The sequence below is a fragment of the Asticcacaulis sp. EMRT-3 genome (assembly GCF_030027245.1).
In the GTDB taxonomy this organism is placed as follows: Bacteria; Pseudomonadota; Alphaproteobacteria; order Caulobacterales; family Caulobacteraceae; genus Asticcacaulis.
Genome location: NZ_JASERT010000001.1, coordinates 306,190 through 326,331, shown reverse-complemented (window position 1 = coordinate 326,331; position 20,142 = coordinate 306,190). Strand labels below are relative to the sequence as shown.

Here is a 20,142-nt window from a genome sequence, read left to right as displayed (position 1 = left end):
CATGCAAACCCTCATATTATATTATTTTATGTGCGGAGGTCTTGTTTTTTTGACCAGTGAAATTTTGCGCTGCACAAATTAAATATTTCGCAATATTTTTATGCGTTATATAACAATGAATTACATACTTTTTTATTATTGCATTGCAAATTGAAACCACTTCCTTAAGTCGCCTCTCCCGCGCTGCATTCGATGAATGAGCCACAGCTAACAGCAATCACCCCATTCCCTAAGCGCCCGGATTTTGCTTATATCCGCCGCAACCGTCATGATAGCGGGCCAAGGCAAGGCAAACACACTATCCGACAGCCGATTGATGGGCGACGTCACCGCCCGCCAATGCGATTCATGAGTATAAATTGGGAAGCAGGACAAAAGTGCCATCCAACGGCGTCAGGCCTGCGTCTTAGGGAGAATGAACGTCAGGGGAATTTTAAAATTCCAGGACGACAACCGAAACACCCGATATCGGGACGTGACCGGAAACGGCCGCGAAGATACTCGCGTGTAACTGCGGCTTAAAGCAAGCCGTTTGGCGACCGTCATGAAAAACGGCGCAATAATTAAGCAGCAGTTGAAACATTCAACTGAAACCATGTTGGGAGGATCTACATGACCAATCCTGTAAAGACTAAATCCAGAGGGAGCCTGCTGCGCGCAGCCTTCCTCGGCGGCGCGTCAACGATGGCGCTGTGCGCCTTCGCCGCGCCCACCTTCGCCCAGGACGCCGCTGCGGCTCCGGCGGCGGCCCCTGCACCGGCTCCGGCTGCGGCCGGCGATGACTCGACCGTCGTCGTCGTCACCGGCATCCGTGGTTCGCTTCAGCGCTCGATGCTGCTCAAGAAGAACTCGGACGGCGTCGTTGACGGCATCTCGGCTGAAGACATCGGCAAGTACCCCGACACCAACCTCGCGGATTCGTTGCAGCGCGTCACCGGCGTGTCGATCAACCGCGTCAACGGCGAAGGCGAACAGATCACGGTTCGTGGTTTCGGCCCCGGTTATAATATGACGACCGTTGACGGCCGCATCATGCCGGCCTCGACCATCGGCGTTATTGGCGGCGGCCAGGGTGCTGACAGCAATCAGGGCAATTCGCGCGCCTTCGATTTCAGCAATATCGCTTCGGACGGCGTCTCGGCGGTTCAGGTTTACAAGACCGGCCGCGCCGACATGCCCGCCGGCGGCATCGGCGCCACGATCAATCTCCAGACCCTGCAACCGCTCGCCCATGCGGGTTCGGAAGGCAGCATCACGGTTAAGGGCCTGACCTCGGATCATCCGGGCCTCGGCACGGTTCTGTCCAAGAAGAGCGTCACGCCGGAAATCTCCGGTGCCTATCAGTGGACCAATGACAGCGGCAAGTTCGGCATCGCCGCCTTTGGTTCGTATCAGGAAAAAACCGGTTCGACCCGTTCGGACACGGTCAATGCCTGGAACGTCCAGACCTATGCTAACTGGCTGACGACCGGCCAGGCACCTGCTGCGGCGAATATCACCAATGCGCCGACCAACATGAAGCAGTTGATCGCCGTACCGACCGACAGCCGCCTGACCTATGCTGAAAACGATCTGAAGCGCACCAATGCCGCCATCTCGTTCCGTTGGAAGCCGACCGAAGACCTGGCCATCACGGCCAATACCCTGTTCGCCAATACCAAGGAAACAGAAGCCCGCTCCGAACTGACCAACTGGTTTTCGCGCTCGCCCTATGCGGCGATCACGTTTGACGGCAACTCGACCATTGACTCGGCGATTTCAGCCACCGACACGGTTCCGCCTAACAAGGATCAGGGTTACGAAAACGAACTGCGTTCCGTGGAAAGCAGCATCGAATCGACCGGCCTGAATGTTAAGTACAATCTGAACGACCACTGGATCCTGACGGCTGATCTGTCCTCGTCGCAATCCAGCTCGGGCGGCAACAATCCTGACGGCACCTCGTCCACGACCGTTTCCGTGTCGCAGACCTATGTCGCCTCCAACACGACCACCTATGGCAATCTGGCGGCGCCCGTTCAGCACGTCACGCTCAACCCGGCCAAGTCAGCGACCGGCAAGCAGGACATCGGCTCGCTCGGCTCCGGCTACAGCAATCAGTTCTTCTCGCGTCAAACCGACAAGATTCAGCAGGCCAAGTTTGACGCCACCTATGCGGTGGACGATAGCAGCCGTCTGAGCTTCGGCGTTGACGCCTATAAGAATGTCAACACGGAAGCGGCCTATTCGTATCAGGCGCAATACGGTGACTGGGGTGGCCTGAACCCCGGCGACCTGCAAAAGTACGGCAATACCGACATCAAGACCTTCTGCCTGGCCTGCCAGTTCAATTCGGTCGATCTGAATAATGGTGATGGCACCGCGTACCGCTTTAACGCTGTGACTGCCTATCATGGTCTGGAAGCCTATTACGCCAGCCCCAACTTCCAGAACGTCCTGCCGGTCGGCACCGCCAAAGCCAATACGCCGCACCTCAATGGCTTCAGCCACAACGAAGTTGAAGAACAGGTCAAGGCGGCCTATGCGCAGTTTGCCATGAAGGGCGAGTTCCTCACCCGTCCGGTGAAGATCCTGGCCGGTGTGCGTTATGAAACCACCGACGTCACGGTGACCGCCTTCCAGAACATCCCGACCGGCCTGCGCTGGGATCAGAAGAACAACTTCTCGGTTGTTCAGGGAACGGACGTTCAGCCCTATGCTGTGAAGTCTCACTACTCCAACCTGCTGCCCAGCATCGACATGGCGATGAACATCACCGATGATTTCATCGGCCGTATGTCCTTCTCGGTGACCGATGCGCGTCCGCAATACAGCTCGATGTACGCAACGACCGGCGTGAATGCTCCGGGTGATGCCAGCTATAATGGCGGCGTCTATACAGCTTCGTCGGGCAACCCCGACCTGAAGCCGCTGGTGTCGGAAAACTTCGACCTGTCGGCGGAATGGTATTATGGCCGGAACAGCTACGTCTCGCTGGGTTACTACCGCAAGGCCGTGCAAAACTTCATCGGCAATGGTACGACCCAGACCCATCTGTTCGGTATAACCGACCCGGCTTCCGGCGCAGCGAACACCCGCTCGGGTGACGCGGTGGCGGCTCTTACATCTCTGGGTGTCTCGACCAACACCAATAACCTGTCCGCCATGACGATCCTCATCGATCAGGCTGGCGGTAATGTGGCGACAGCGAAAACCGAATGGAGCACCAAAACCGCGCCTGACGGCCATGTGTCGCCAGATACGGATCAGCTTTCGCTTTATCTGTGGGGTAATCCGAACTGGAAGGTCGTCAGCAACAGCAGCGATCCTCTGGCCACCTTCACCCTGTCGCAACCGATCAATAACCACACGGCCAATATTGACGGCTTCGAATTCGCTATCCAGCACTTCTTCGGTGACACTGGCTTTGGTATCGCCGCCAGCGCCACCACGGTGAATGGTGACGTGGCCCTCGATAATGCCGCCGATCCGCTCGGCAGCAGCCAGTTCGCTCTGGAAGGCCTCAGCAACACGTACAACGTGACCGGTATCTATGAAAAGTACGGCTTCGAAGGCCGTATCCTCTACAACTGGCGCGACAAGTACCTGCAACAGGCCAATGCTTCGCAAAACGGCGGTCTGTACGCAGCGGCCTATGGCCAGTGGGACGCTTCGTTCAGCTATGCCCTGCGTGACAATATCAGCCTGACGTTCGAAGCGCTGAACATCAACAAGGGCCATATCGTTCAGTACATCCGCGTACCGACCGATGTTGTGAACTACCAGGAGCTTGACTCGCGTTATGAGTTCGGCATTCGTTACAAGTTCTAAATCCCGTAAGGGTTGAGGATTTGAGGAAAGGCCGCGGTTTTCCGCGGCCTTTCTGTCTTCATGGCGGCCCTGCTGACTGCGGCAATATGCCCTGCAATTCGGCGGGTGACGCCCGGCTTTCATGACATGATGAACTTGTGTTTTTCAGGCCACCGCGCCATCATGGACGCAGCAAATAATCCATTTGAATTCCATAAAATGAGGCATAAGACCTTGGGACAACACGTCTTACTGAACAATGTTGATCATCATGACCTGCGCCTGATTACACGTCACGGGGCGTCTTTCGGCGACAATATCAATCAGGTGCTCGTCTTCCCGTCGGAATATGACGAGATACAGCGTCACTATCCGATTTTCTTTCGCCGCACCGAAAGCGGCGGTTTTAAATCCGTAGCGCTTCTGGGTTTTGACAAGGACGAGAACCTGTTCCTCGACGAGGATCGCTGGGATGCGCTTTATGTGCCGGCCATGCAGAGGATCAGTCCCTTCCTGATCGGCCAGCCCACACCGGCCGAAGGCGAAGAGTTGCCTGCCGATGCCGAAGCCATGATTCTGGTCGATCCCGAACATCCGCGCATCAGCACAAGCGAAGGCGAATCCCTGTTCCTGCCGCATGGCGGCCAGGCACCCAATCTCGTGCATGTGACGCAGCTTCTGCAACAGGTCTATATGGGTGAGCAGATCAGCCCGGCCATGTTTGCCGCCTTTTATGAAGCTGGCCTCCTGGCACCCGTCGAAATCGAAGTGCAGATCGACGACACGACATCCTATGTTCTGAATGACCTGTTGACCATCAGCCGCGAGGCCCTGCGCGACCTCAGTGCGCAGAGCCTGAAGTCACTGAACGAAAAGGGCTTTCTGGCCTTGGCATTCATTGTGGTATCGTCGATGGCCAATATGAGCCACCTGATCACCCGCAAGAACAAACGGCTTGCCGCCCAGCGTTTTGCCTGATCTGAAAATCTATTAAAGAGCCCGCCCCCAACAATGACAGCTCCCGCCACAAAAGTCATGGCTGTGAAAGCCACAAGCCTTGAGGAGATCAATTTCGCCGAACTGATCGCCCGTCAGACGCCGATGATCTTCAAGGGACTGGCTGTGAACCTGCCGATGGTTCAGGCGGGGCTGGCCTCTCGTCAGGCGGTTATGGACTACCTGCGTCCCTATTATCAGGGCAAGCCCCTGCTCGTTTTCAGGGGGGAGCCGTCGATCAGGGGGCGCTTTTCTTATAATGGCGGGTTTGACGGGTTCAATTTCAGCTCCGAGCGCATGTCGCTTGATCGTTTCCTGGATCTGGTGGGCCAGTGCGCCGACGACAGGGACGCGCCATCCTTCTATATGGGCTCCACCGACCTCGACACTTTTTTTCCGGGCCTGCTGGCCAGCGACGGCCTGCCGCTCACCGGCGACATGTTCACGCAAAATGCGGTGCTGAAAAGCATCTGGCTCGGCAATCGGACGACGGCCTGCGCCCATTTCGATATTTCGCATAATCTGGCGGTCTGCATGGCAGGCCACCGGCGCTTTACCCTGTTCAAGCCCGATCAGATTGCCAACCTCTATCCGGGCCCGCTGGAACCGACACCGGGCGGTCAGGTCATCAGTCTGGTCGATTTTACCCAACCCGATTTCGAAGCCTTCCCGCGTTTCAAAGAGGCGCTGGCTTCGGCTCAGGTGGCCGAGCTTGAACCGGGCGACGTGCTGTTTTATCCGTCGATGTGGTGGCATCAGGTCGAGGCCCTCGATTCCTTCAATATCCTGATCAATTACTGGTGGAACACGACTCCGGCCTATGTCGATACGCCGATGAATACGCTGCTGCATGGCCTGCTGAGCCTGCGCGAACGCCCGGCGGCCGAAAAGGCGGCCTGGCGAGCGGTCTTCGACTATTATCTGTTCGGCCCCGAAGACACGGCGCGCGCCCATATACCGCCCCACGCCCAAGGCGATCTGGCACCGCTTGACGCATCCACGGCGCGCCGGTTGCGCGCCATGCTCCTCAACCGTTTCAACCGCTAAAGAAAGCACCAGCAGATGAATGCACAGGTCATCAAAAAAGTTGTCATCGCCGGCGGCGGAACCGCAGGCTGGTGCGCGGCGGCGGCCCTGTCGCGTTCGCTGGGCAGCCTGCTCGATGTTACGCTGATTGAATCGGCCGATATTGGCATTGTCGGCGTCGGCGAAGCCACTATTCCCACCATCAGAGCTTTTCACCACCTGCTCGGCATCGACGAAGCCGAGTTCATGCGCGCCACCAGCGCCACCTTCAAACTGGGCATCGAGTTCGACGACTGGGCGCGACTGGGCGACCGCTATTTCCACGCCTTTGGCACCATCGGTAAATCCACCTGGATGGCACCTTTCCATCATATGTGGCTGGAAGCGAAGTCGCAGGGCTTTGGCGGCTCTTTGGATGATTACTGCCTCGAATTGCAGGCGGCGCAGGCGGGCAAGTTCCTTCTGCACAAGAACCTGCCCCTGAACTACGCCTATCATTTTGACGCCGGTCTTTATGGCCAGTATCTGCGCCAGCTCAGCGAGGCATCGGGGGCCAAGCGCATTGAAGGCGAAATCGTCAGCGTTCAGCAAAACGCCGAGAGCGGCTATATTACCTCCGTAACGCTGAAGAGCGGACAGGTCATCGAGGGCGACCTGTTCATCGATTGCACCGGTTTTCGCGGCCTGCTGATCGAGCAGACCCTGCATACCGGTTATGAGGACTGGACACATTGGCTGCCCTGCAATCGCGCCGCCGCCATGCCGTGCGAAAACCCGAAAGACGGCCTGACGCCCTATGTCACCTGCACCTCCATGCAGGCTGGCTGGCGCTGGCGCATTCCGCTGCAACACCGCACGGGCAATGGCTATGTCTATTCCAGCGACTATATCAGCGATGACGAGGCCTGCGCAAACCTGACATCGCATCTCGGCGGCAAGGCGCTGGGCGAGCCGAGGCTTCTGCGTTTTGTGACCGGCCGCCGCCGTCAGTTCTGGCAGAAAAACTGCGTGGCCATCGGTCTGTCGAGCGGCTTTATCGAGCCGCTGGAATCGACCAGCATCCATCTGTTCCAGAAAAGCGTTCTGACCCTCGTCCAGAATTTTCCATTTTCCGGCATCAGCGAAGCGCGCATGAAGCATTATAATGACATGGCGCACAAGGAACTGGAATATGCCCGCGACTTCGTGATCCTGCACTACAAGCTGAACGAACGCAGCGACAGCCCCTTCTGGCAGGATCGCGCCCAAATGGAGGTTCCGGATTCCCTGCAAGCGCGCATCGAACTTTTCCGCGATTTCGCCCTCGCCTATCAGGAACCGGGCGAACTGTTCCGCGTCGATTCCTGGGTGCAGGTCATGCTGGGCCAGAGGCTGGAACCGAAGGGCTGGCACAAATTGGGCGCGCTGATGAGCCGGGAAGACACCACCCAGGCCTTTGGCGGACTAAAGGCGACGATCGATCATACGGTGGCGCAGATGATGCCGCACGAGGCCTTCCTGAAACAGTATTGTCCGTCGGTTATAGCCTAATCCGGCAAAACCCTGCGATCAAGCGTGGCATAGAGGCTGGCCAGGGCGGCCGCGGCGGCCGCCGCCCACAGGCTGTTCAGCGCAAAATGCTGATAGAGCACGGCTCCCGCCACGCCGCCCGCCAGCAGCCCCGCCCATAACAGCCCATAGGGCAGCCAGGCCAGGGCTGGGCCACCCAGCAGGGCTGCGGCCATTTTCTGCCCCATCTTGACCAGGGTTCCGGTCATATAGGTCAGGCCGATCACCACATCGCCATCGCGCTGGAATACGCTGTTTTCCGCCCCCATCGCCAGCACCAGCAGAACAATGGCGATGAAGTTCCAGCCGAAAAACTGCGCCGCCGCCGCCAGAAACAGGCACCATGTCACCAGACGCAGCACGCGCAGGCCTCGCCGGGACGATGCACCATGACCGGTCAGCGCCCCCATCATGGTGCCCACCACAAACAGCAGGATCAGGCTGGCCAGTTGCACCACATGCAGCGTGTCGCCGCGTGCCAGACCGGCGGCCAGTTGCGTGGAATTGCCGCTCATAAAGGCAACGAAATAGCCACCAAGATGCAGAAAACCGATCACATCAACGCAGCCGGCCAGTGCGGACAGACAGACCGCAAATGCGATGGCCCGGCGATTAAGGGTATGCATGATAAATCTGGTACTCCCGCTTAAAGCTGCCCGTCAGGCCAGCATATTGCGTTTATGCGGCGGCAGGCCCGATTTGCGCTTGCCGCCAGCGTTCTTACCATCATCATCGCTTTTGTCGCGCCGTTTTTTGCGCGGTTTGGGCGGATCGGGATCGGGATCGGGCGCATTACCCGCCTGCCCTGCCTGCCCTGCCTGCCCCGCCTGCTTATCAGCCAGCGCCGCGTCGATGGCCGCCACCACCGTTTCGGCGACCGGAGCCTGCGCCACCTTATGAGCCTCATGCGCCTTCTCTTTTGGCGGACGCTGCGCCAGTTCGGCCTGCGCCGCCTCGATCATGGCCATGATGCGCGGCCTGTCGTCCCAAAGCCGGTTCAGTTCCTGCAAGGCTTTCCACACTTCGAGATAGTGGGTTTCGGTCGGCAGGGGCACCTTGACCTTGAGCGGGGCCGGATCGGCCACCGGCTTCGGCTTTTCACCGGCCAGCGCCTTGTCGAGTTCCTCGATCAGCTTGCCCGGCCGGTTTTTCAGCGCCAGCACGTAACCCAGCCGCGCCTCGATCACCTCGGCCACCTCGCGCCCGCGCTCCAGCACCGCCCCGCCCGGCGATTTGAGCGCCTGATCGAGATGGAAGCGCACGCTGTCGTAAATGGCGACCGCCGCCGCCCTGCGCTCGGTCAGCAGCCGCCGGTAGCCGCGCTGTCGCCCCATATAAACGATCAGGCCGATAAACCCGGCCAGCACGATGGCGAAGACGACCAGCAGCATGATCAGCAGGGGATCCACGCCCTGATGATAGGTGGCGTAATCGCTGGCTGGCCCGCCGAAGCTATCCCCGAAATCGCTGTTCATCGCCTGTGCCCGCCAGGGTGCGGCACGGGCTTAGCAGAACCGCTTTTAAAGCGTGACCAGAAACCGGCCGGCGGCGTGTCGTGATGGCTCTCTTCGGGAGCTTCCCATGCCGGAGAGTACAGCAATTGCTGTTGCGCCGCCCGGAAGGCCGCGCTGACCACGCTGAGATTGCGCCAGAAGCTGAACAGTTTCTGGATGGCGCGCCACAGGGCCTCGCTCTGTTCATCGGCGCTCATCCGCTCATCGCCTTCTGCCGGAGTTACGGGGGCCACAGCCACGGGGCTGACCAAAGGGCTGACCTGAGCGGCGGGCGCGGGGCTCACCGCGCCATTGGCCACGGCGATATTGATCACCGTGCCGCCGCTGATCACCGCGCCATGCGGCAGGCCCGGCCCAGGCACAGCCTCTTCCTCGCGCGTGCCTTCCAGCGCCTTGTTCAGCTTATCGACCACCTTGTTGAGATCGCCGCTGAGGGCCAAAGTCCGGCCAAACTGTTCGCCTATCACGCCGCGCGCCTCCTTGGCCAGCGCCACCTGCTGTTCCTGACGCGCTTCGGCGGCGCAGGCCAGGGCCTTGCCGATCAGGGCGGCGCGCGCATCGATGCCCTCGCCCAGACCTTTGCGCACCTGCCATTCCGCCCATTTATAAATAAGCGTCAGGGTGGCGGTGGCGATCACAACTATGGCGATCAGCACCAGCCAGGCCAGAAAATGGTGATTTATGACCGGATCGACGGGGAAATCGTTCGCTGCGGCGGGCACATCGAAATTATCCTGCATGTCGCCCCCCTTCCGCTCATCACCACCGGCCTTCGGCAAAGGTTAACAGATTGTCAAGCTCTGCACCAGCGCGCAACCCGTATTTGGCGGATCGCAAAAGGCCATGATCAGCGCGCACCGTCATTTTGGGCTTTCAGCGCGGCATCCTCGACACGGCGCAGCAGTTTCTTGAACTGCGCCACCTCGTCCGGCGTGAAATCGGCCAGCATGATGCGCTCATGCTCGGCCGCCGCCGGGGCGACATCGGCATAGAGGCGCTCGCCCTCGGCGGTGAGAATCAGGTGATGCGAACGGCCATCATGCTCATGCGGGGCGCGGGTGATCAGGCGGCGCTTGGCCAGCCCTTGTGCGGCGCGCGAAATCGTCACCTTGTCCATGCCGGAGCGCTTGACCAGCGCCTGCTGGGTGGTGGGGCCGTCTTCGTGCAGCACGAAGATCAGCCGCCATTCGGGGATTTTCAGGCCATACAGGCTTTCATAAGCCGTGGCGATCAGGGTGCTGACCGCGCTTGACGCAACGGCAAGCCGGTAGGGCATATAGTCGTCCAGAATGGGCAGGGTCTGGGTCATGAAGCGTTTCCTAAATAATGAGGCTTGTTCTTGTATGGCTGCGCCCCTGCGCCTGTGACAGATCGGGTCTGGTGCTGACCCGATACCTCCGTCTAATGCGATTCCGCTACGCAAATGGCAAGAGGGTCAAGGGCCGGAATAGGGATAGAGTAAAACTTTTTCAATGCGTTTTACGCATTTGTGACAAGACCCGCGACAAGCGCCGCCGCACCTGTTAAGGGGGAGGCTTCTGTTGCAAAAGCGAGACTGACGTGCTGCGTCCCCTGTATAACTGGATGATCCGCCTGGCCCGCGGGCCCTATGCCGAGACGGCGCTCGCCGTTATCGCCTTTGCCGAAGCCTCGTTTTTCCCCCTGCCGCCCGATGTCATGCTGGCGCCGCTGGTGCTGGCCAAGCCCGAAAAAGCCTGGCGACTGGCGGCCATCTGCTCGGTCTTTTCCGTGCTCGGCGGCTTCCTGGGCTATGCTATCGGCTATTATGTCCAGCCGCTCGGCCACTGGATACTGGCCTTGTTCGGCCACCCCAATGGTCTGGCCGAATTTCATCGCTTTTTTAACAAATGGGGCGTCTGGGTCATCCTGATCAAGGGCTTGACGCCGATTCCCTATAAGCTGGTCACCATTGCGGCGGGGCTGGCGCAGTTTTCGCTTTTATGGTTTGCCATCTCCTCGGCCATTACCCGCACCACGCGCTTTTTCCTCGTCGCTTTCCTTTTCAAACGCTTCGGGCCGGAAATCACCGCCGTCATCGAAAAACGTATCTATCTTGTCAGCGCTATTGTTCTGGCGGTAACCGTGCTAGGCTTCGTCATCGTCAAACTCATGGCGAAATAGGCCAAAACAGGATCGCAATGCAGGCTCCCAAATCGAACAAGGTCGGCAAAAAGCTGATGCTCGCTTTTGGCCGCTGGTGGAGCATCACGGCTCTGATCGTGTCGCTAGCCATGCTGGCCACAGCCTGGTCGTTCCAGCTCTTTGGTCATCTCGCCCCCTGCCATCTCTGCCTGAAACAGCGCGACATCTACTGGATGGCCTCCGCCGTGGCGCTGGTGGCCAGCGTCTGGGCGCTGTTTACCGGAGCCAAGGGGCCGCCGCGCGCCTTTTCCTTCGTGCTGTTCGCCATCTTTCTGACCGGTGCGGCTCTGGCCTTTTTCCATGCCGGGGTCGAGGTCAAGTGGTGGCGCGGCCCGCAAAGCTGCACGGCGTCGGGCGGCGAAGTCAGCCTCGACCAGATGGCCGCCTTCCTGGCGGGCGCCGTCACCAAGGCGCCGATGTGCGATGTGGCGCAATGGCGCAAGTTCGGCCTGTCGATGGCGGGTTATAACGCGATCATCTCCACGATTCTGGCCTGCTTAAGCCTGCTGGCTTCGCTGCGCCTGCGTCCCGGCCGCCGGAGGATGTTATGAGCGCCGCCCCACCGCATCCCGGCGCGGGCGAACAGCGCCGCCGCCTTGAGGAAATCCTGCGCGTCGATCACGCCGGTGAACTGGCTGCCGTGCATATCTACAGGGGCCAGAGCCTCGTCTTTTCCGAAACGCCGCTGAAAGATTTGAGCGAAACCTTCAGCCGGATGCAGGGCGAGGAACAGGTGCATCTCGACGCCTTCGAGGCCCTGCTGCGCGAAAAAGCGGTGCGCCCCACCCTGATGACGCCATTATGGCGCGTGGCCGCCACAGGCTTAGGCATTGGCACGGCCCTGCTCGGTGAAAAGGCCGCCCACGCCTGCACCGAGGCGGTGGAAAGCGTGATCGGCGATCACTATGCCGAACAGGTGGCGGAACTGGCCGACAGCGATCCCGACCTGTCACGCAGGCTGGCCGGGTTCCGCGATGACGAACTGGGCCATCACGATCACGCCGTCGATCAGGGGGCGCACGAAGCCCTAGCCTATCCGCTGTTGTCGGCGGTGATCAAGACCGGTTGCCGGCTCGCTATAAAAATCAGCGAAAAAATTTAGGTCGCATGAAGGGGGGGGAATGAGCGATTCACCAAAATCTCCGCCCGCCAAGGGCTTCATGGCCTTGCTGAAAAGCTTCGGCCCCGGTCTTGTCACCGGTGCGTCCGATGACGATCCCTCCGGTATCGCCACCTACAGTCAGGCCGGGGCGCAGTTCGGCCTGCTGACTCTGTGGACGGCGCTGGTCACCTTTCCGCTGATGGCGGCGGTGCAGGAAATGTGTGCGCGCATCGGGCTGGTGACGCAGCAGGGCCTGACCGGCATTCTGCGCCGCCATTACCCCCGGCCCGTCCTGTGGCTGATGGTGATTTTCAGCTTTCCGGCCATTGTGCTCAATATCGGTGCTGATATTGCCGGCATGGGCGCGGTGGCGCATCTGGTGGCGCCGCAAATACCCGCCCTCACCTATAGCGTCGGTTTTACCGGCGTCACCCTGCTGGCGATCATCTGGCTGCCCTATGCGAAGTTCGCCGCCGTGTTGAAATGGCTATGCGCGGTGCTGCTGGTCTATCTGGTGGTGCCGTTTCTGGTCAAAACCGACTGGCCCTTGGTGCTGCACCACACATTCGTGCCCACCCTGCATTTCGACGCCCCTTTCGTCGCCATGCTGGTGGCCATTCTCGGCACGACGATTTCGCCCTATCTGTTCTTCTGGCAGGCCACGATGGAGGTCGAAGCATCGAAGACGCAAAAGCGGGTGCGCATCGATAAGCACGATATAGAAAGGATGGGCTTCGATGTCGATTTCGGCATGTTGTTTTCCAATATCGTCATGTTCTTCATCATCCTGACCGCCGGTACGGTTCTGTTCAATGCCGGCATCCACCGCATCGACACGGTGGAACAGGCGGCACAGGCTCTGAAACCGCTGGCGGGCCCGGCGGCCTATTACCTGTTTGCCATCGGCATTATCGGCACGGGCTTCCTGGCCATACCGGTGCTGGCCGGTTCCTTATCCTATCTGGTGGCCGAGGCCTTCGACTGGCAGGAGGGGCTGGATCGCAAGATGCACGAGGCCCCGGCCTTCTACGCCATTCTCGTTGTGGCCATGCTGATCGGGCTGGGCATCAACTATACCGAGATCGGTGCGGTTCGCGCCCTGATCTGGTCGGCCACCCTCTATGGCCTGACCGCGCCGGTCATCATCGCCATCGTGCTGCATATTTCCAACAACAAGAAGGTGATGGGCGACTATACCAATGGCGTCTGGTCGAACCTGTTTGGCGGACTGGCCTTTCTGCTGATGACGGTTGCGGCTGTTGTGATGCTGTGGTTGCAGTTCAGTTAAGGATCAACCAGCTACTTGTCAGCGCATCACCATGACGTTAGGATTTGCCCAAAGCACTGATGTGAAAAGAGCCTCGCATGATAGGTGACCCTGCCCTCTTTGCCCGTGACTGGGCCGACGCCTGGAATACGCGCGACATAGAGCGCGTGCTGGCGCACTTCCACGACGACGCCATCTTCACCTCACCATTTGCCGTGCGCCTGCTCCCCGACAGCGGGGGAAAGCTTCAGGGCAAGGCGCGGATTCGTGACTACTGGCGCGCCGGATTACAGGCCCTGCCTGACCTGCATTTTACGATAGAAACCGTGTTTTCCGGTATTGATCATGTGGTGATCCTGTATCGTAATCAGGGCGGCGTGCGCGTCAGCGAAGTGTTGAAATTCGACGGCGATCTGGTCATCGAGGGACACGGAACCTATCCGCCGCAAACCTGAAGCCAGCGGCATGAGGCGCGCCTCAAATCTGCTCGAAATCGTCACTCTGGCGGAGATGCTCAATAAGGGTTTCGCGCATCTCGTCATCGGCGGCCGACAGATCGATCTGCGCATCGCCCGTATCGAGCATCCGCAGTTTCACGCGCTCGCCCATATAGACGAAGCTTAGGACAGGCGGGCCGAACAGCCGTTCACGGCGCGTTTCAAACCGGACATGGAGCGTGGCTTCCAACGCCGCCTGCAAGGGCTCCAGCGGCAGGCGCGAACACCCCTTCGGGCGCGGGAAGCGCACCCTGCCAAAGCCGCCCTGATCCGTTTCAAACCTGACAGGCGACATGCCCCGCAAGCCCCCTCTTGCTGCGGATAGGCCCTCAGGGTTCGAGCGGCGTATCCCAATAGAGGTAATCTATCCAACTTTCGTGCAGATAGTGAGGGGGAAACGACCGGCCGCGCTCCTGCAACTGATACATTGTCGGGCGGTGTGGATTCTGTGTCGGCATCATGCCTGCCTGCCGGGGTGTTTTTCCCCCTTTGCGCAGATTGCACGGCGCACAGGCCGTCAGGATATTGGTCCAGGTGCTTTTGCCGCCCTGCGACACCGGCACGACATGATCGAAGGTCAGGTCATGGCCCACGCCACAATACTGGCAGACGAAACGGTCGCGCAGGAATACATTATAGCGCGTGAAGGCGGGCGGGCGGTTCTGGTCGATATAGGTTTTGAGCGACACCACACTGGGCAGGCGCATCCGCATCGAAGGCGAGTGTATTTCGACATCATAGGTCGAAACCACATCGACGCGGCCTTCGAACACGGCCTTGACGACCTCCTGCCACGGCTTGGTTGACAGCGGATAATAGGACAGGGGCCGGAAATCGGCGTTCAGCACCAGGGCGCGCCAGTCGGAAGGCGGGCTTTTCAGGATCTGCATATCGGCCTCCGATATGTCAGGCGCTTTAAACAACATGTTTTGAAGACGTATCTCCTTCTCCACGCGGTTCAGTTCCAGGCTAAGAGTGAACCCGATTCTGTGGAAAAGAAATGCGAATCTTTGTGAATTTTTTCCGTCAGTGACGTTATGCTGCCCTGCATGTATCGCACCCGCTTCGCCCCCTCGCCCACCGGCTTTCTGCATCTCGGCCACGCCTTCAGCGCCCTGACGGCTTTTGAGGCGGCGCAGGCGCACGGTGGCGAGTTCCTTCTGCGCATCGAAGACATCGACCATACGCGCTGCCGACCTGATTATGAGCAGGCGATGTATGACGATCTGCACGGGCTGGGGCTGGACTGGCCGCAGCCCGTTTTGCGCCAAAGCGCACACATGAAAGATTATCGCGCCGCGCTTGATCGCCTGCGTGAAATGGGCGTCCTCTATGCCGATGCCCGCCCGCGCTCAGGCGAGGCCGAAGCGGCCTTGAGCGCGCCGCAAGGTGAGGATGCGGGGGTCGCCGGTGCAGGCACCGCTCCGCCCGCCTGGCGTCTGTCACTGGACGCCTGCCGCCGCTATCTGGGCGCACGCTTTGACGATCTGAGCTTTAACGAGGCCGGGCGCGGCTTGCAAAAGGCCGATCCGGCGATCAATGGCGATGTGATCCTGGGCCGCAAGGACATCGGTGTGGCCTATCATCTGTGCGTGGTGATCGACGATGCGCGGCAAGCGATTACCCATATCCATCGCGGCCACGATCTGTATGACGCCACCCACACCCAGGTGCTGCTGCAAGCCCTGCTCGGCCTGCCAACGCCGATCTATGCCCACCACGCCCTGCTGCTCGACGATCAGGGGCGGCGTCTCGCCAAGCGCAAGGGATCAAAAGCCCTGCGCGATTACCGCGCCGACGGGCTGACACCGCAGGACATCAAGGCGATGATCGAACACACGCCCAGGGCCTGAAATAGCGCATAAAAAAACGCGGCCCGGAAACCGAACCGCGTTTCTTTTAAACTTCGCCGACGAAAATCAGATCAGTCTGAGATCGACCGCAGCGGTCTTGCCGCGTTCGTTTTGCAGTTCATAAGCGACCTTCTGGCCATCGGCCAGACCTTGCAGGCCGGCGTGCTGAACAGCCGAGATGTGAACAAAAACATCATTACCGCCGTCAGCGGGTTGGATGAAGCCGTAGCCTTTGGTGGTGTTGAACCATTTGACCGTACCTTCGGCCATGTGCGCTCTCCTTATGCATCGAGCCGTTATCGAGGCGCGGAAGCGAAAACTTCCGCAAACAATCATGCGTCTCGGTAGCAGCAGATCGGGATCAAAGCACCGGGTAATGGGCCCGGTCATCCTCAAATCCCTTTAGCATAGGCAGCCAGAGTAACGGATTGTCGCCAACATTAAGACAGCGGTTCCGGTTTTGGTCAAATGAAAATACAGCGTCATGACGACGGCTCGCGCGCATTTTACCAGCACGCTGGCGGAAATGGCGCAACCTTGCGCCGAATCTCCTTGATTTTAACGATCCGACCCGGCTCAATCCCCCCTCCAAGCGAAACGCCATGCGGCGTTTGCGCCAATCTTGCTGAACCCCATGCGCATCTCCGCCATCAATCCCGCATTTCTGAAGTCTTTCCTGCTGAAGGTGGTGCTGTCCCTGCCCGCCCCCTTGTTACGCGCCGCGTCGGGCGGCAGGGTGGTGCATGTGGACGGTCAGACGCTCGACCCGCAGATGCAGTTTCTCTGGCAGACATGGCTGACGGATCAACGCGGCCAGCCGCGTCTTGGCGTAGCGGGCCGACCGCTCGATCAGGCGCATCAAGACTGGCATGAGATTGCCGCATTTTTGAGCCCGCCCCCCAGCTTGCGGGTGCGTTTTGAAACGACAGGCAGTTCAGGCCTGAATACCGGCCTGCTGATCCGGCCCGCGCGCATCGCCGACGACATGCCCCTGCTGGTCTTCTTTGCCCAGGGCGGCCATGTGCTGGGCGGGCCCGAACTGAGCCGCGCCTTCTGCGCCCTGCTGGCCCATGAGGCGGGCTGTCCGGTCTTTCTGCCCGCCTTGCGCCTGGCGCCCGATCATCGCTTTCCCGCCGCCCTGGAAGACGCCCGCGCCGCCATCGACTGGGCGCAGGCCAATGCCTATTCGCTCGGCTCGGTTTCAGGCCGTATCGCCGTGGGCGGCGCCCTGACCGGCGCAGGCCTGGCCGCCCGCCTGTGTTTCGAACTCAAGCGCGCGTTCAAACCCATGCCGGTGGCGCAATTGCTGTTCACCCCCCTGCTCGATTTCGCCGATCCGGCATTGCGTGGCGATGCGCCATCCGCCGGCGTCTGGCCGCTCACCAGCGCCGATCTGGTCGAGATGATCGGCCATTATACGGGCGGCGGCAGCGATCTGTCCGACCCGCTTCTGTCGCCGCTGCGCGAAAGCCTGATCGTGGGTCAGCCCAAAACCCTGATCGTGTCGGCCGGACTCGATCCGCTGGCCCCACAGGCCGAGGCCTATGCCCGCCGTCTGCTGGCCGCGCGCAGTCCGGTCATCTATCGCCGCTACGACACCCTGCCGCTCGGCTTCGACCTGTTCGTCACCCAAGTCGATGCCGCCCGCGCCGCTGTGATCGACATCGCCGCCCTGTGGCGTGACCTGCTGCGCGACGATACGGATAAATCCGCCTGACGGCCTGATCAGTCCGCACATCACCACCTTACTTATTGCCGAAACCTGACGGATTGCCTGCTTAGCGCATTCATCGCAGGTTCAGGGCACGGGGTTTACCTTGTGAACCATAGGGGCAATGAGGAAAGGTAATGAGATGAAACGTATCCTGACAACCGCCGCCATCTGTGTTCTCGCAGGTAGTCTGGCCATCGGCACGGCGGCGGAAGCCGCGCCCTACTCTTCCGGCCATGATCGCGGCCATAGCGAACGCGGCTATGATCGTGACCACAATGACCGCGGCGGCCATGATCGGGGCCACAATGACCGCGGCTATGATCGCGGCGGCCACGACCGTGGCGGCCATGATCGCGGCCATCATTATGTGCGTCACTATGATCATTCCGGCTGGCGGCGCGGTGGCTATATGCCGCGCGACTACTGGAACCACGGCTACCGCGTCGATTATCACCGCTACCATCTGAGCCGCCCGCCGCGCGGCTATGAATGGCGCTATGTCGATGGCGATTATGTGCTGGCTGGCATCACCTCCGGCCTGATCGCCTCGATCATCCTTGGCAATTAGAGCGTTTCCCCAAAAAAGTGGATCCACTTTTTGGATAAGGAAGAGCGATAAAACAAAGACTTATAGCGCCGATTTGATTCCATCAGATCGGCGCTATAAGCAAAAAACGGCCTCTCTCACGGGAGGCCGTTTTTCATGATGACGACTTGAGCTGCCGCGCGGCCTGCGCTTCGTCGAGGCCCAGCGCTTTCAGCGCTGTCAGCACGATACCGTGTGCATCAAGGCCCGCATCGGCATATTGACGGCTTTGCGAATCCTGATCCTGATAGACATCCGGCAGGGTCAGGGTGCGGATTTTCAGGCCCGCATCCAGCGCGCCCTCGCCCGCCAGATAGTGCAGCACAAAGGCACCGAAGCCACCCATCGCGCCCTCTTCCACCGTAATCAGGCATTCATGATGGCGCGCCAGTTGCAAAACCAGTTCGGTATCGAGCGGCTTGGCGAAGCGTGCATCAGCCACCGTGGCCGAAAGCCCGCGCGCCGCCAGCAGATCGGCGGCCTTCAACGCCTCACCGAGCCGTGTGCCCAGCGACAGGATGGCCACCTTGGAACCTTCGCGCACGATCCGTCCCTTGCCGATGGTTAAGGCCTGCGCGTGTTCGGGCATGGCAATGCCGGTGGCCTCGCCGCGTGGATAGCGGAAGGCGCTGGGGCCGTCATCATAGGTGGCGGCGGTGGCGATCATGGCGGCCAGCTCCGCCTCATCCGACGCGGCCATCACCACCATATTGGGCAGGGCCCCAAGATAGCCGATGTCGAACGCCCCGGCATGGGTGGCGCCATCAGCCCCCACCAGACCGGCCCGGTCGATAGCAAAACGCACCGGCAGGTTTTGCAGTGAAACATCATGCGCCACCTGATCATAGCCGCGCTGCAAAAAGGTTGAATACAGCGCGCAGAACGGCTTCATGCCGTCGGCGGCCAGTCCGGCGGCGAAGGTGACGGCGTGTTGTTCGGCAATACCGACATCATAGGTGCGCGTCGGGAAGACCTCGGCGAAACGGTCGAGCCCCGTGCCCGAAGGCATGGCGGCGGTGATGGCCACGATGCGGTCATCGGCGCGCGCCTGTTTGATCAGTTCGGAGGCGAAGACATCGGTATAGCTGGGCGCATTGGCCTTGGGTTTCGCCTGTTCGCCGGTGATCACGTCGAATTTCGCCACGCCATGATATTTGTCGGCGGCGGTTTCGGCAGGCGTATAGCCCTTGCCCTTCTGCGTCACCACATGCACCAGCACCGGGCGGTCATTGATCTCACGCACCCGCTTCAGCACCGTCACCAGATGCTCGATATTATGGCCGTCGATCGGCCCGACATAGTAGAAGCCCAGTTCCTCGAAAAAGGTGCCGCCGGTCACATAGGTGCGCGAAAACTCCTCGCCCTTGCGCACCATCTCGAACAGACCGCGCGGCAGGCGTTCGGCCACGCTCTTGCCGAAACGGCGCAGCTTCTGATAGGCCCCGCCCGATACCAGATTGGCCAGATAGGCACTCATCCCGCCCACAGGCGGGGCAATCGACATATCATTATCGTTGAGGATGACGGTCAGGTTCTTGGTGGTTTCGGCGGCATTGTTCATCGCCTCATAGGCCATGCCCGCCGACAGCGAGCCATCACCAATCACCGCCACCACATTATAATCGTCGCCCTTATGGTCGCGCGCCGCGCAAAAGCCAAGCGCCGCCGAGATCGAGGTGGCGGCGTGGGCCGCGCCGAACGGATCGTAAGGGCTTTCCGAGCGGCGCGTAAAGCCCGACAACCCGCCGCCCTGACGTAAGGATCGCATCCGGTCGCGCCGCCCGGTCAGGATCTTGTGCGGATAGGTCTGGTGGCCGACATCCCAGATCAGAATATCGCGCGGCGTCTCAAACACATGATGCAGGGCCACGGTCAGTTCCACCACGCCGAGCGCCGAACCCAGATGGCCGCCGGTCTTCGATACCACGCCAATGGTTTCGGCGCGCACATCATCGGCCAGCGCCCTGACATCAGCCAGGCTTAAGCCCCGAATATCGGCAGGGTTGGCAAGACGGTCGAGAACAGGTGTTTCTGGAATAGGACTATCGGACATTTAAAAAGGGGCACCCACCGGGGTTCGTCCCCGG

The 20,142-nt window shown here is 60.1% G+C and carries 20 protein-coding genes; 12 read left to right on the top strand and 8 right to left on the bottom strand.

Going from position 1 to position 20,142, the window contains the following annotated elements; genetic code table 11:
• Nucleotides 1–612: 612 nt before the first annotated feature.
• The 4 genes from QB905_RS01565 to QB905_RS01550 all read left to right on the top strand — a co-directional run bounded on the left by QB905_RS01565 (nucleotide 613) and on the right by QB905_RS01550 (nucleotide 7,341).
• On the top strand, nucleotides 613–3,810 hold the full coding sequence (locus tag QB905_RS01565) for a TonB-dependent receptor (RefSeq protein WP_282972819.1): 3,198 nt from the start codon (nucleotides 613–615) through the stop codon (nucleotides 3,808–3,810).
• Nucleotides 3,811–4,023: 213 nt separating this feature from the next.
• Nucleotides 4,024–4,767: a SapC family protein gene (locus QB905_RS01560; RefSeq protein WP_282972818.1), complete on the top strand. Its 744-nt coding sequence runs from the start codon at nucleotides 4,024–4,026 to the stop codon at nucleotides 4,765–4,767.
• Between the two features lie 33 nt (nucleotides 4,768–4,800).
• A complete protein-coding gene (locus QB905_RS01555; protein ID WP_282972817.1) occupies nucleotides 4,801–5,832 on the top strand; it encodes a cupin-like domain-containing protein in 1,032 nt (343 codons plus the stop codon).
• Nucleotides 5,833–5,847: 15 nt separating this feature from the next.
• Nucleotides 5,848–7,341, top strand: coding sequence for a tryptophan halogenase family protein (locus tag QB905_RS01550; protein ID WP_282972816.1), 1,494 nt, complete (start codon nucleotides 5,848–5,850; stop codon nucleotides 7,339–7,341).
• Here QB905_RS01550 and QB905_RS01545 read toward each other — a convergent pair.
• The 4 genes from QB905_RS01545 to QB905_RS01530 form a co-directional block, all read right to left on the bottom strand.
• Nucleotides 7,338–7,985: a YoaK family protein gene (locus QB905_RS01545; protein WP_282972814.1), complete on the bottom strand. Its 648-nt coding sequence runs from the start codon at nucleotides 7,983–7,985 to the stop codon at nucleotides 7,338–7,340. The genes QB905_RS01550 and QB905_RS01545 overlap by 4 nt on opposite strands.
• 33 nt (nucleotides 7,986–8,018) lie before the next feature.
• Entirely contained in the window at nucleotides 8,019–8,834 is an 816-nt protein-coding gene (locus tag QB905_RS01540) for a hypothetical protein (RefSeq protein WP_282972813.1), read from the bottom strand.
• On the bottom strand, nucleotides 8,831–9,613 hold the full coding sequence (locus QB905_RS01535; RefSeq protein WP_282972812.1) for a hypothetical protein: 783 nt from the start codon (nucleotides 9,611–9,613) through the stop codon (nucleotides 8,831–8,833). The genes QB905_RS01540 and QB905_RS01535 overlap by 4 nt, the downstream gene beginning before the upstream one ends.
• A 107-nt stretch (nucleotides 9,614–9,720) precedes the next feature.
• Nucleotides 9,721–10,182, bottom strand: a complete 462-nt coding sequence (locus QB905_RS01530; RefSeq protein ID WP_282972811.1) for a MarR family winged helix-turn-helix transcriptional regulator — start codon at nucleotides 10,180–10,182, stop codon at nucleotides 9,721–9,723.
• A gap of 251 nt (nucleotides 10,183–10,433) precedes the next feature.
• On the opposite strand from QB905_RS01530, the gene QB905_RS01525 reads away from it, so the two are divergent.
• The 5 genes from QB905_RS01525 to QB905_RS01505 all read left to right on the top strand — a co-directional run bounded on the left by QB905_RS01525 (nucleotide 10,434) and on the right by QB905_RS01505 (nucleotide 13,860).
• Nucleotides 10,434–11,015 (top strand): YqaA family protein, encoded by a 582-nt coding sequence (locus QB905_RS01525; protein ID WP_282972810.1) that lies wholly within the window; start codon nucleotides 10,434–10,436, stop codon nucleotides 11,013–11,015.
• 17 nt (nucleotides 11,016–11,032) lie between these two features.
• Nucleotides 11,033–11,587, top strand: coding sequence for a disulfide bond formation protein B (locus tag QB905_RS01520; RefSeq protein ID WP_282972809.1), 555 nt, complete (start codon nucleotides 11,033–11,035; stop codon nucleotides 11,585–11,587).
• Complete coding sequence (locus QB905_RS01515) at nucleotides 11,584–12,138, top strand: demethoxyubiquinone hydroxylase family protein (protein ID WP_282972808.1); 555 nt, start codon at nucleotides 11,584–11,586, stop codon at nucleotides 12,136–12,138. Before QB905_RS01520 ends, QB905_RS01515 begins: the two co-directional genes overlap by 4 nt.
• A 19-nt stretch (nucleotides 12,139–12,157) precedes the next feature.
• On the top strand, nucleotides 12,158–13,426 hold the full coding sequence (locus tag QB905_RS01510; RefSeq protein ID WP_282972807.1) for an Nramp family divalent metal transporter: 1,269 nt from the start codon (nucleotides 12,158–12,160) through the stop codon (nucleotides 13,424–13,426).
• 77 nt (nucleotides 13,427–13,503) lie between these two features.
• Nucleotides 13,504–13,860 (top strand): nuclear transport factor 2 family protein, encoded by a 357-nt coding sequence (locus tag QB905_RS01505; RefSeq protein ID WP_282972806.1) that lies wholly within the window; start codon nucleotides 13,504–13,506, stop codon nucleotides 13,858–13,860.
• A 22-nt stretch (nucleotides 13,861–13,882) separates the two neighbouring features.
• Here the strand turns inward: QB905_RS01505 and QB905_RS01500 are convergent, their stop codons facing one another.
• Both QB905_RS01500 and QB905_RS01495 read right to left on the bottom strand, forming a co-directional pair.
• Complete coding sequence (locus QB905_RS01500) at nucleotides 13,883–14,197, bottom strand: hypothetical protein (protein WP_282972805.1); 315 nt, start codon at nucleotides 14,195–14,197, stop codon at nucleotides 13,883–13,885.
• Nucleotides 14,198–14,231: 34 nt separating this feature from the next.
• Nucleotides 14,232–14,792 (bottom strand): HNH endonuclease, encoded by a 561-nt coding sequence (locus tag QB905_RS01495; protein ID WP_282972804.1) that lies wholly within the window; start codon nucleotides 14,790–14,792, stop codon nucleotides 14,232–14,234.
• Nucleotides 14,793–14,951: 159 nt separating this feature from the next.
• On the opposite strand from QB905_RS01495, the gene gluQRS reads away from it, so the two are divergent.
• Nucleotides 14,952–15,755 carry a tRNA glutamyl-Q(34) synthetase GluQRS gene (gene gluQRS, locus QB905_RS01490; protein ID WP_282972802.1) on the top strand — a complete coding sequence of 268 codons (804 nt, stop codon included), beginning with the start codon at nucleotides 14,952–14,954 and terminating at the stop codon, nucleotides 15,753–15,755.
• Nucleotides 15,756–15,821: 66 nt separating this feature from the next.
• Here the strand turns inward: gluQRS and QB905_RS01485 are convergent, their stop codons facing one another.
• On the bottom strand, nucleotides 15,822–16,025 hold the full coding sequence (locus tag QB905_RS01485) for a cold-shock protein (protein WP_282972801.1): 204 nt from the start codon (nucleotides 16,023–16,025) through the stop codon (nucleotides 15,822–15,824).
• 364 nt (nucleotides 16,026–16,389) lie between these two features.
• Here QB905_RS01485 and QB905_RS01480 point away from each other — a divergent pair, with 364 nt between their 5' ends.
• Nucleotides 16,390–17,472, top strand: a complete 1,083-nt coding sequence (locus tag QB905_RS01480; RefSeq protein WP_282972800.1) for an alpha/beta hydrolase — start codon at nucleotides 16,390–16,392, stop codon at nucleotides 17,470–17,472.
• A gap of 136 nt (nucleotides 17,473–17,608) precedes the next feature.
• Nucleotides 17,609–18,037, top strand: a complete 429-nt coding sequence (locus QB905_RS01475; protein WP_282972799.1) for an RcnB family protein — start codon at nucleotides 17,609–17,611, stop codon at nucleotides 18,035–18,037.
• Between the two features lie 133 nt (nucleotides 18,038–18,170).
• On the opposite strand, the gene dxs is transcribed toward QB905_RS01475, so the two are convergent.
• A complete protein-coding gene (gene dxs / locus QB905_RS01470; protein ID WP_282972798.1) occupies nucleotides 18,171–20,108 on the bottom strand; it encodes a 1-deoxy-D-xylulose-5-phosphate synthase in 1,938 nt (645 codons plus the stop codon).
• Between the last annotated feature and the right edge of the window lie 34 nt (nucleotides 20,109–20,142).

Coding starts and splice junctions, on each gene's coding strand:
- QB905_RS01535 (WP_282972812.1), bottom strand. CDS start 9,613: ATGCAGGATAATTTCGATGTGCCCGCCGCAGCGAACGATTTCCCCGTC.
- QB905_RS01565 (WP_282972819.1), top strand. CDS start 613: ATGACCAATCCTGTAAAGACTAAATCCAGAGGGAGCCTGCTGCGCGCA.
- QB905_RS01475 (WP_282972799.1), top strand. CDS start 17,609: ATGAAACGTATCCTGACAACCGCCGCCATCTGTGTTCTCGCAGGTAGT.
- gluQRS (WP_282972802.1), top strand. CDS start 14,952: ATGTATCGCACCCGCTTCGCCCCCTCGCCCACCGGCTTTCTGCATCTC.
- QB905_RS01555 (WP_282972817.1), top strand. CDS start 4,801: ATGACAGCTCCCGCCACAAAAGTCATGGCTGTGAAAGCCACAAGCCTT.
- QB905_RS01520 (WP_282972809.1), top strand. CDS start 11,033: ATGCAGGCTCCCAAATCGAACAAGGTCGGCAAAAAGCTGATGCTCGCT.
- QB905_RS01545 (WP_282972814.1), bottom strand. CDS start 7,985: ATGCATACCCTTAATCGCCGGGCCATCGCATTTGCGGTCTGTCTGTCC.
- QB905_RS01550 (WP_282972816.1), top strand. CDS start 5,848: ATGAATGCACAGGTCATCAAAAAAGTTGTCATCGCCGGCGGCGGAACC.
- QB905_RS01510 (WP_282972807.1), top strand. CDS start 12,158: ATGAGCGATTCACCAAAATCTCCGCCCGCCAAGGGCTTCATGGCCTTG.
- QB905_RS01505 (WP_282972806.1), top strand. CDS start 13,504: ATGATAGGTGACCCTGCCCTCTTTGCCCGTGACTGGGCCGACGCCTGG.
- QB905_RS01530 (WP_282972811.1), bottom strand. CDS start 10,182: ATGACCCAGACCCTGCCCATTCTGGACGACTATATGCCCTACCGGCTT.
- QB905_RS01515 (WP_282972808.1), top strand. CDS start 11,584: ATGAGCGCCGCCCCACCGCATCCCGGCGCGGGCGAACAGCGCCGCCGC.
- dxs (WP_282972798.1), bottom strand. CDS start 20,108: ATGTCCGATAGTCCTATTCCAGAAACACCTGTTCTCGACCGTCTTGCC.
- QB905_RS01500 (WP_282972805.1), bottom strand. CDS start 14,197: ATGTCGCCTGTCAGGTTTGAAACGGATCAGGGCGGCTTTGGCAGGGTG.
- QB905_RS01485 (WP_282972801.1), bottom strand. CDS start 16,025: ATGGCCGAAGGTACGGTCAAATGGTTCAACACCACCAAAGGCTACGGC.
- QB905_RS01540 (WP_282972813.1), bottom strand. CDS start 8,834: ATGAACAGCGATTTCGGGGATAGCTTCGGCGGGCCAGCCAGCGATTAC.
- QB905_RS01480 (WP_282972800.1), top strand. CDS start 16,390: ATGCGCATCTCCGCCATCAATCCCGCATTTCTGAAGTCTTTCCTGCTG.
- QB905_RS01495 (WP_282972804.1), bottom strand. CDS start 14,792: ATGCAGATCCTGAAAAGCCCGCCTTCCGACTGGCGCGCCCTGGTGCTG.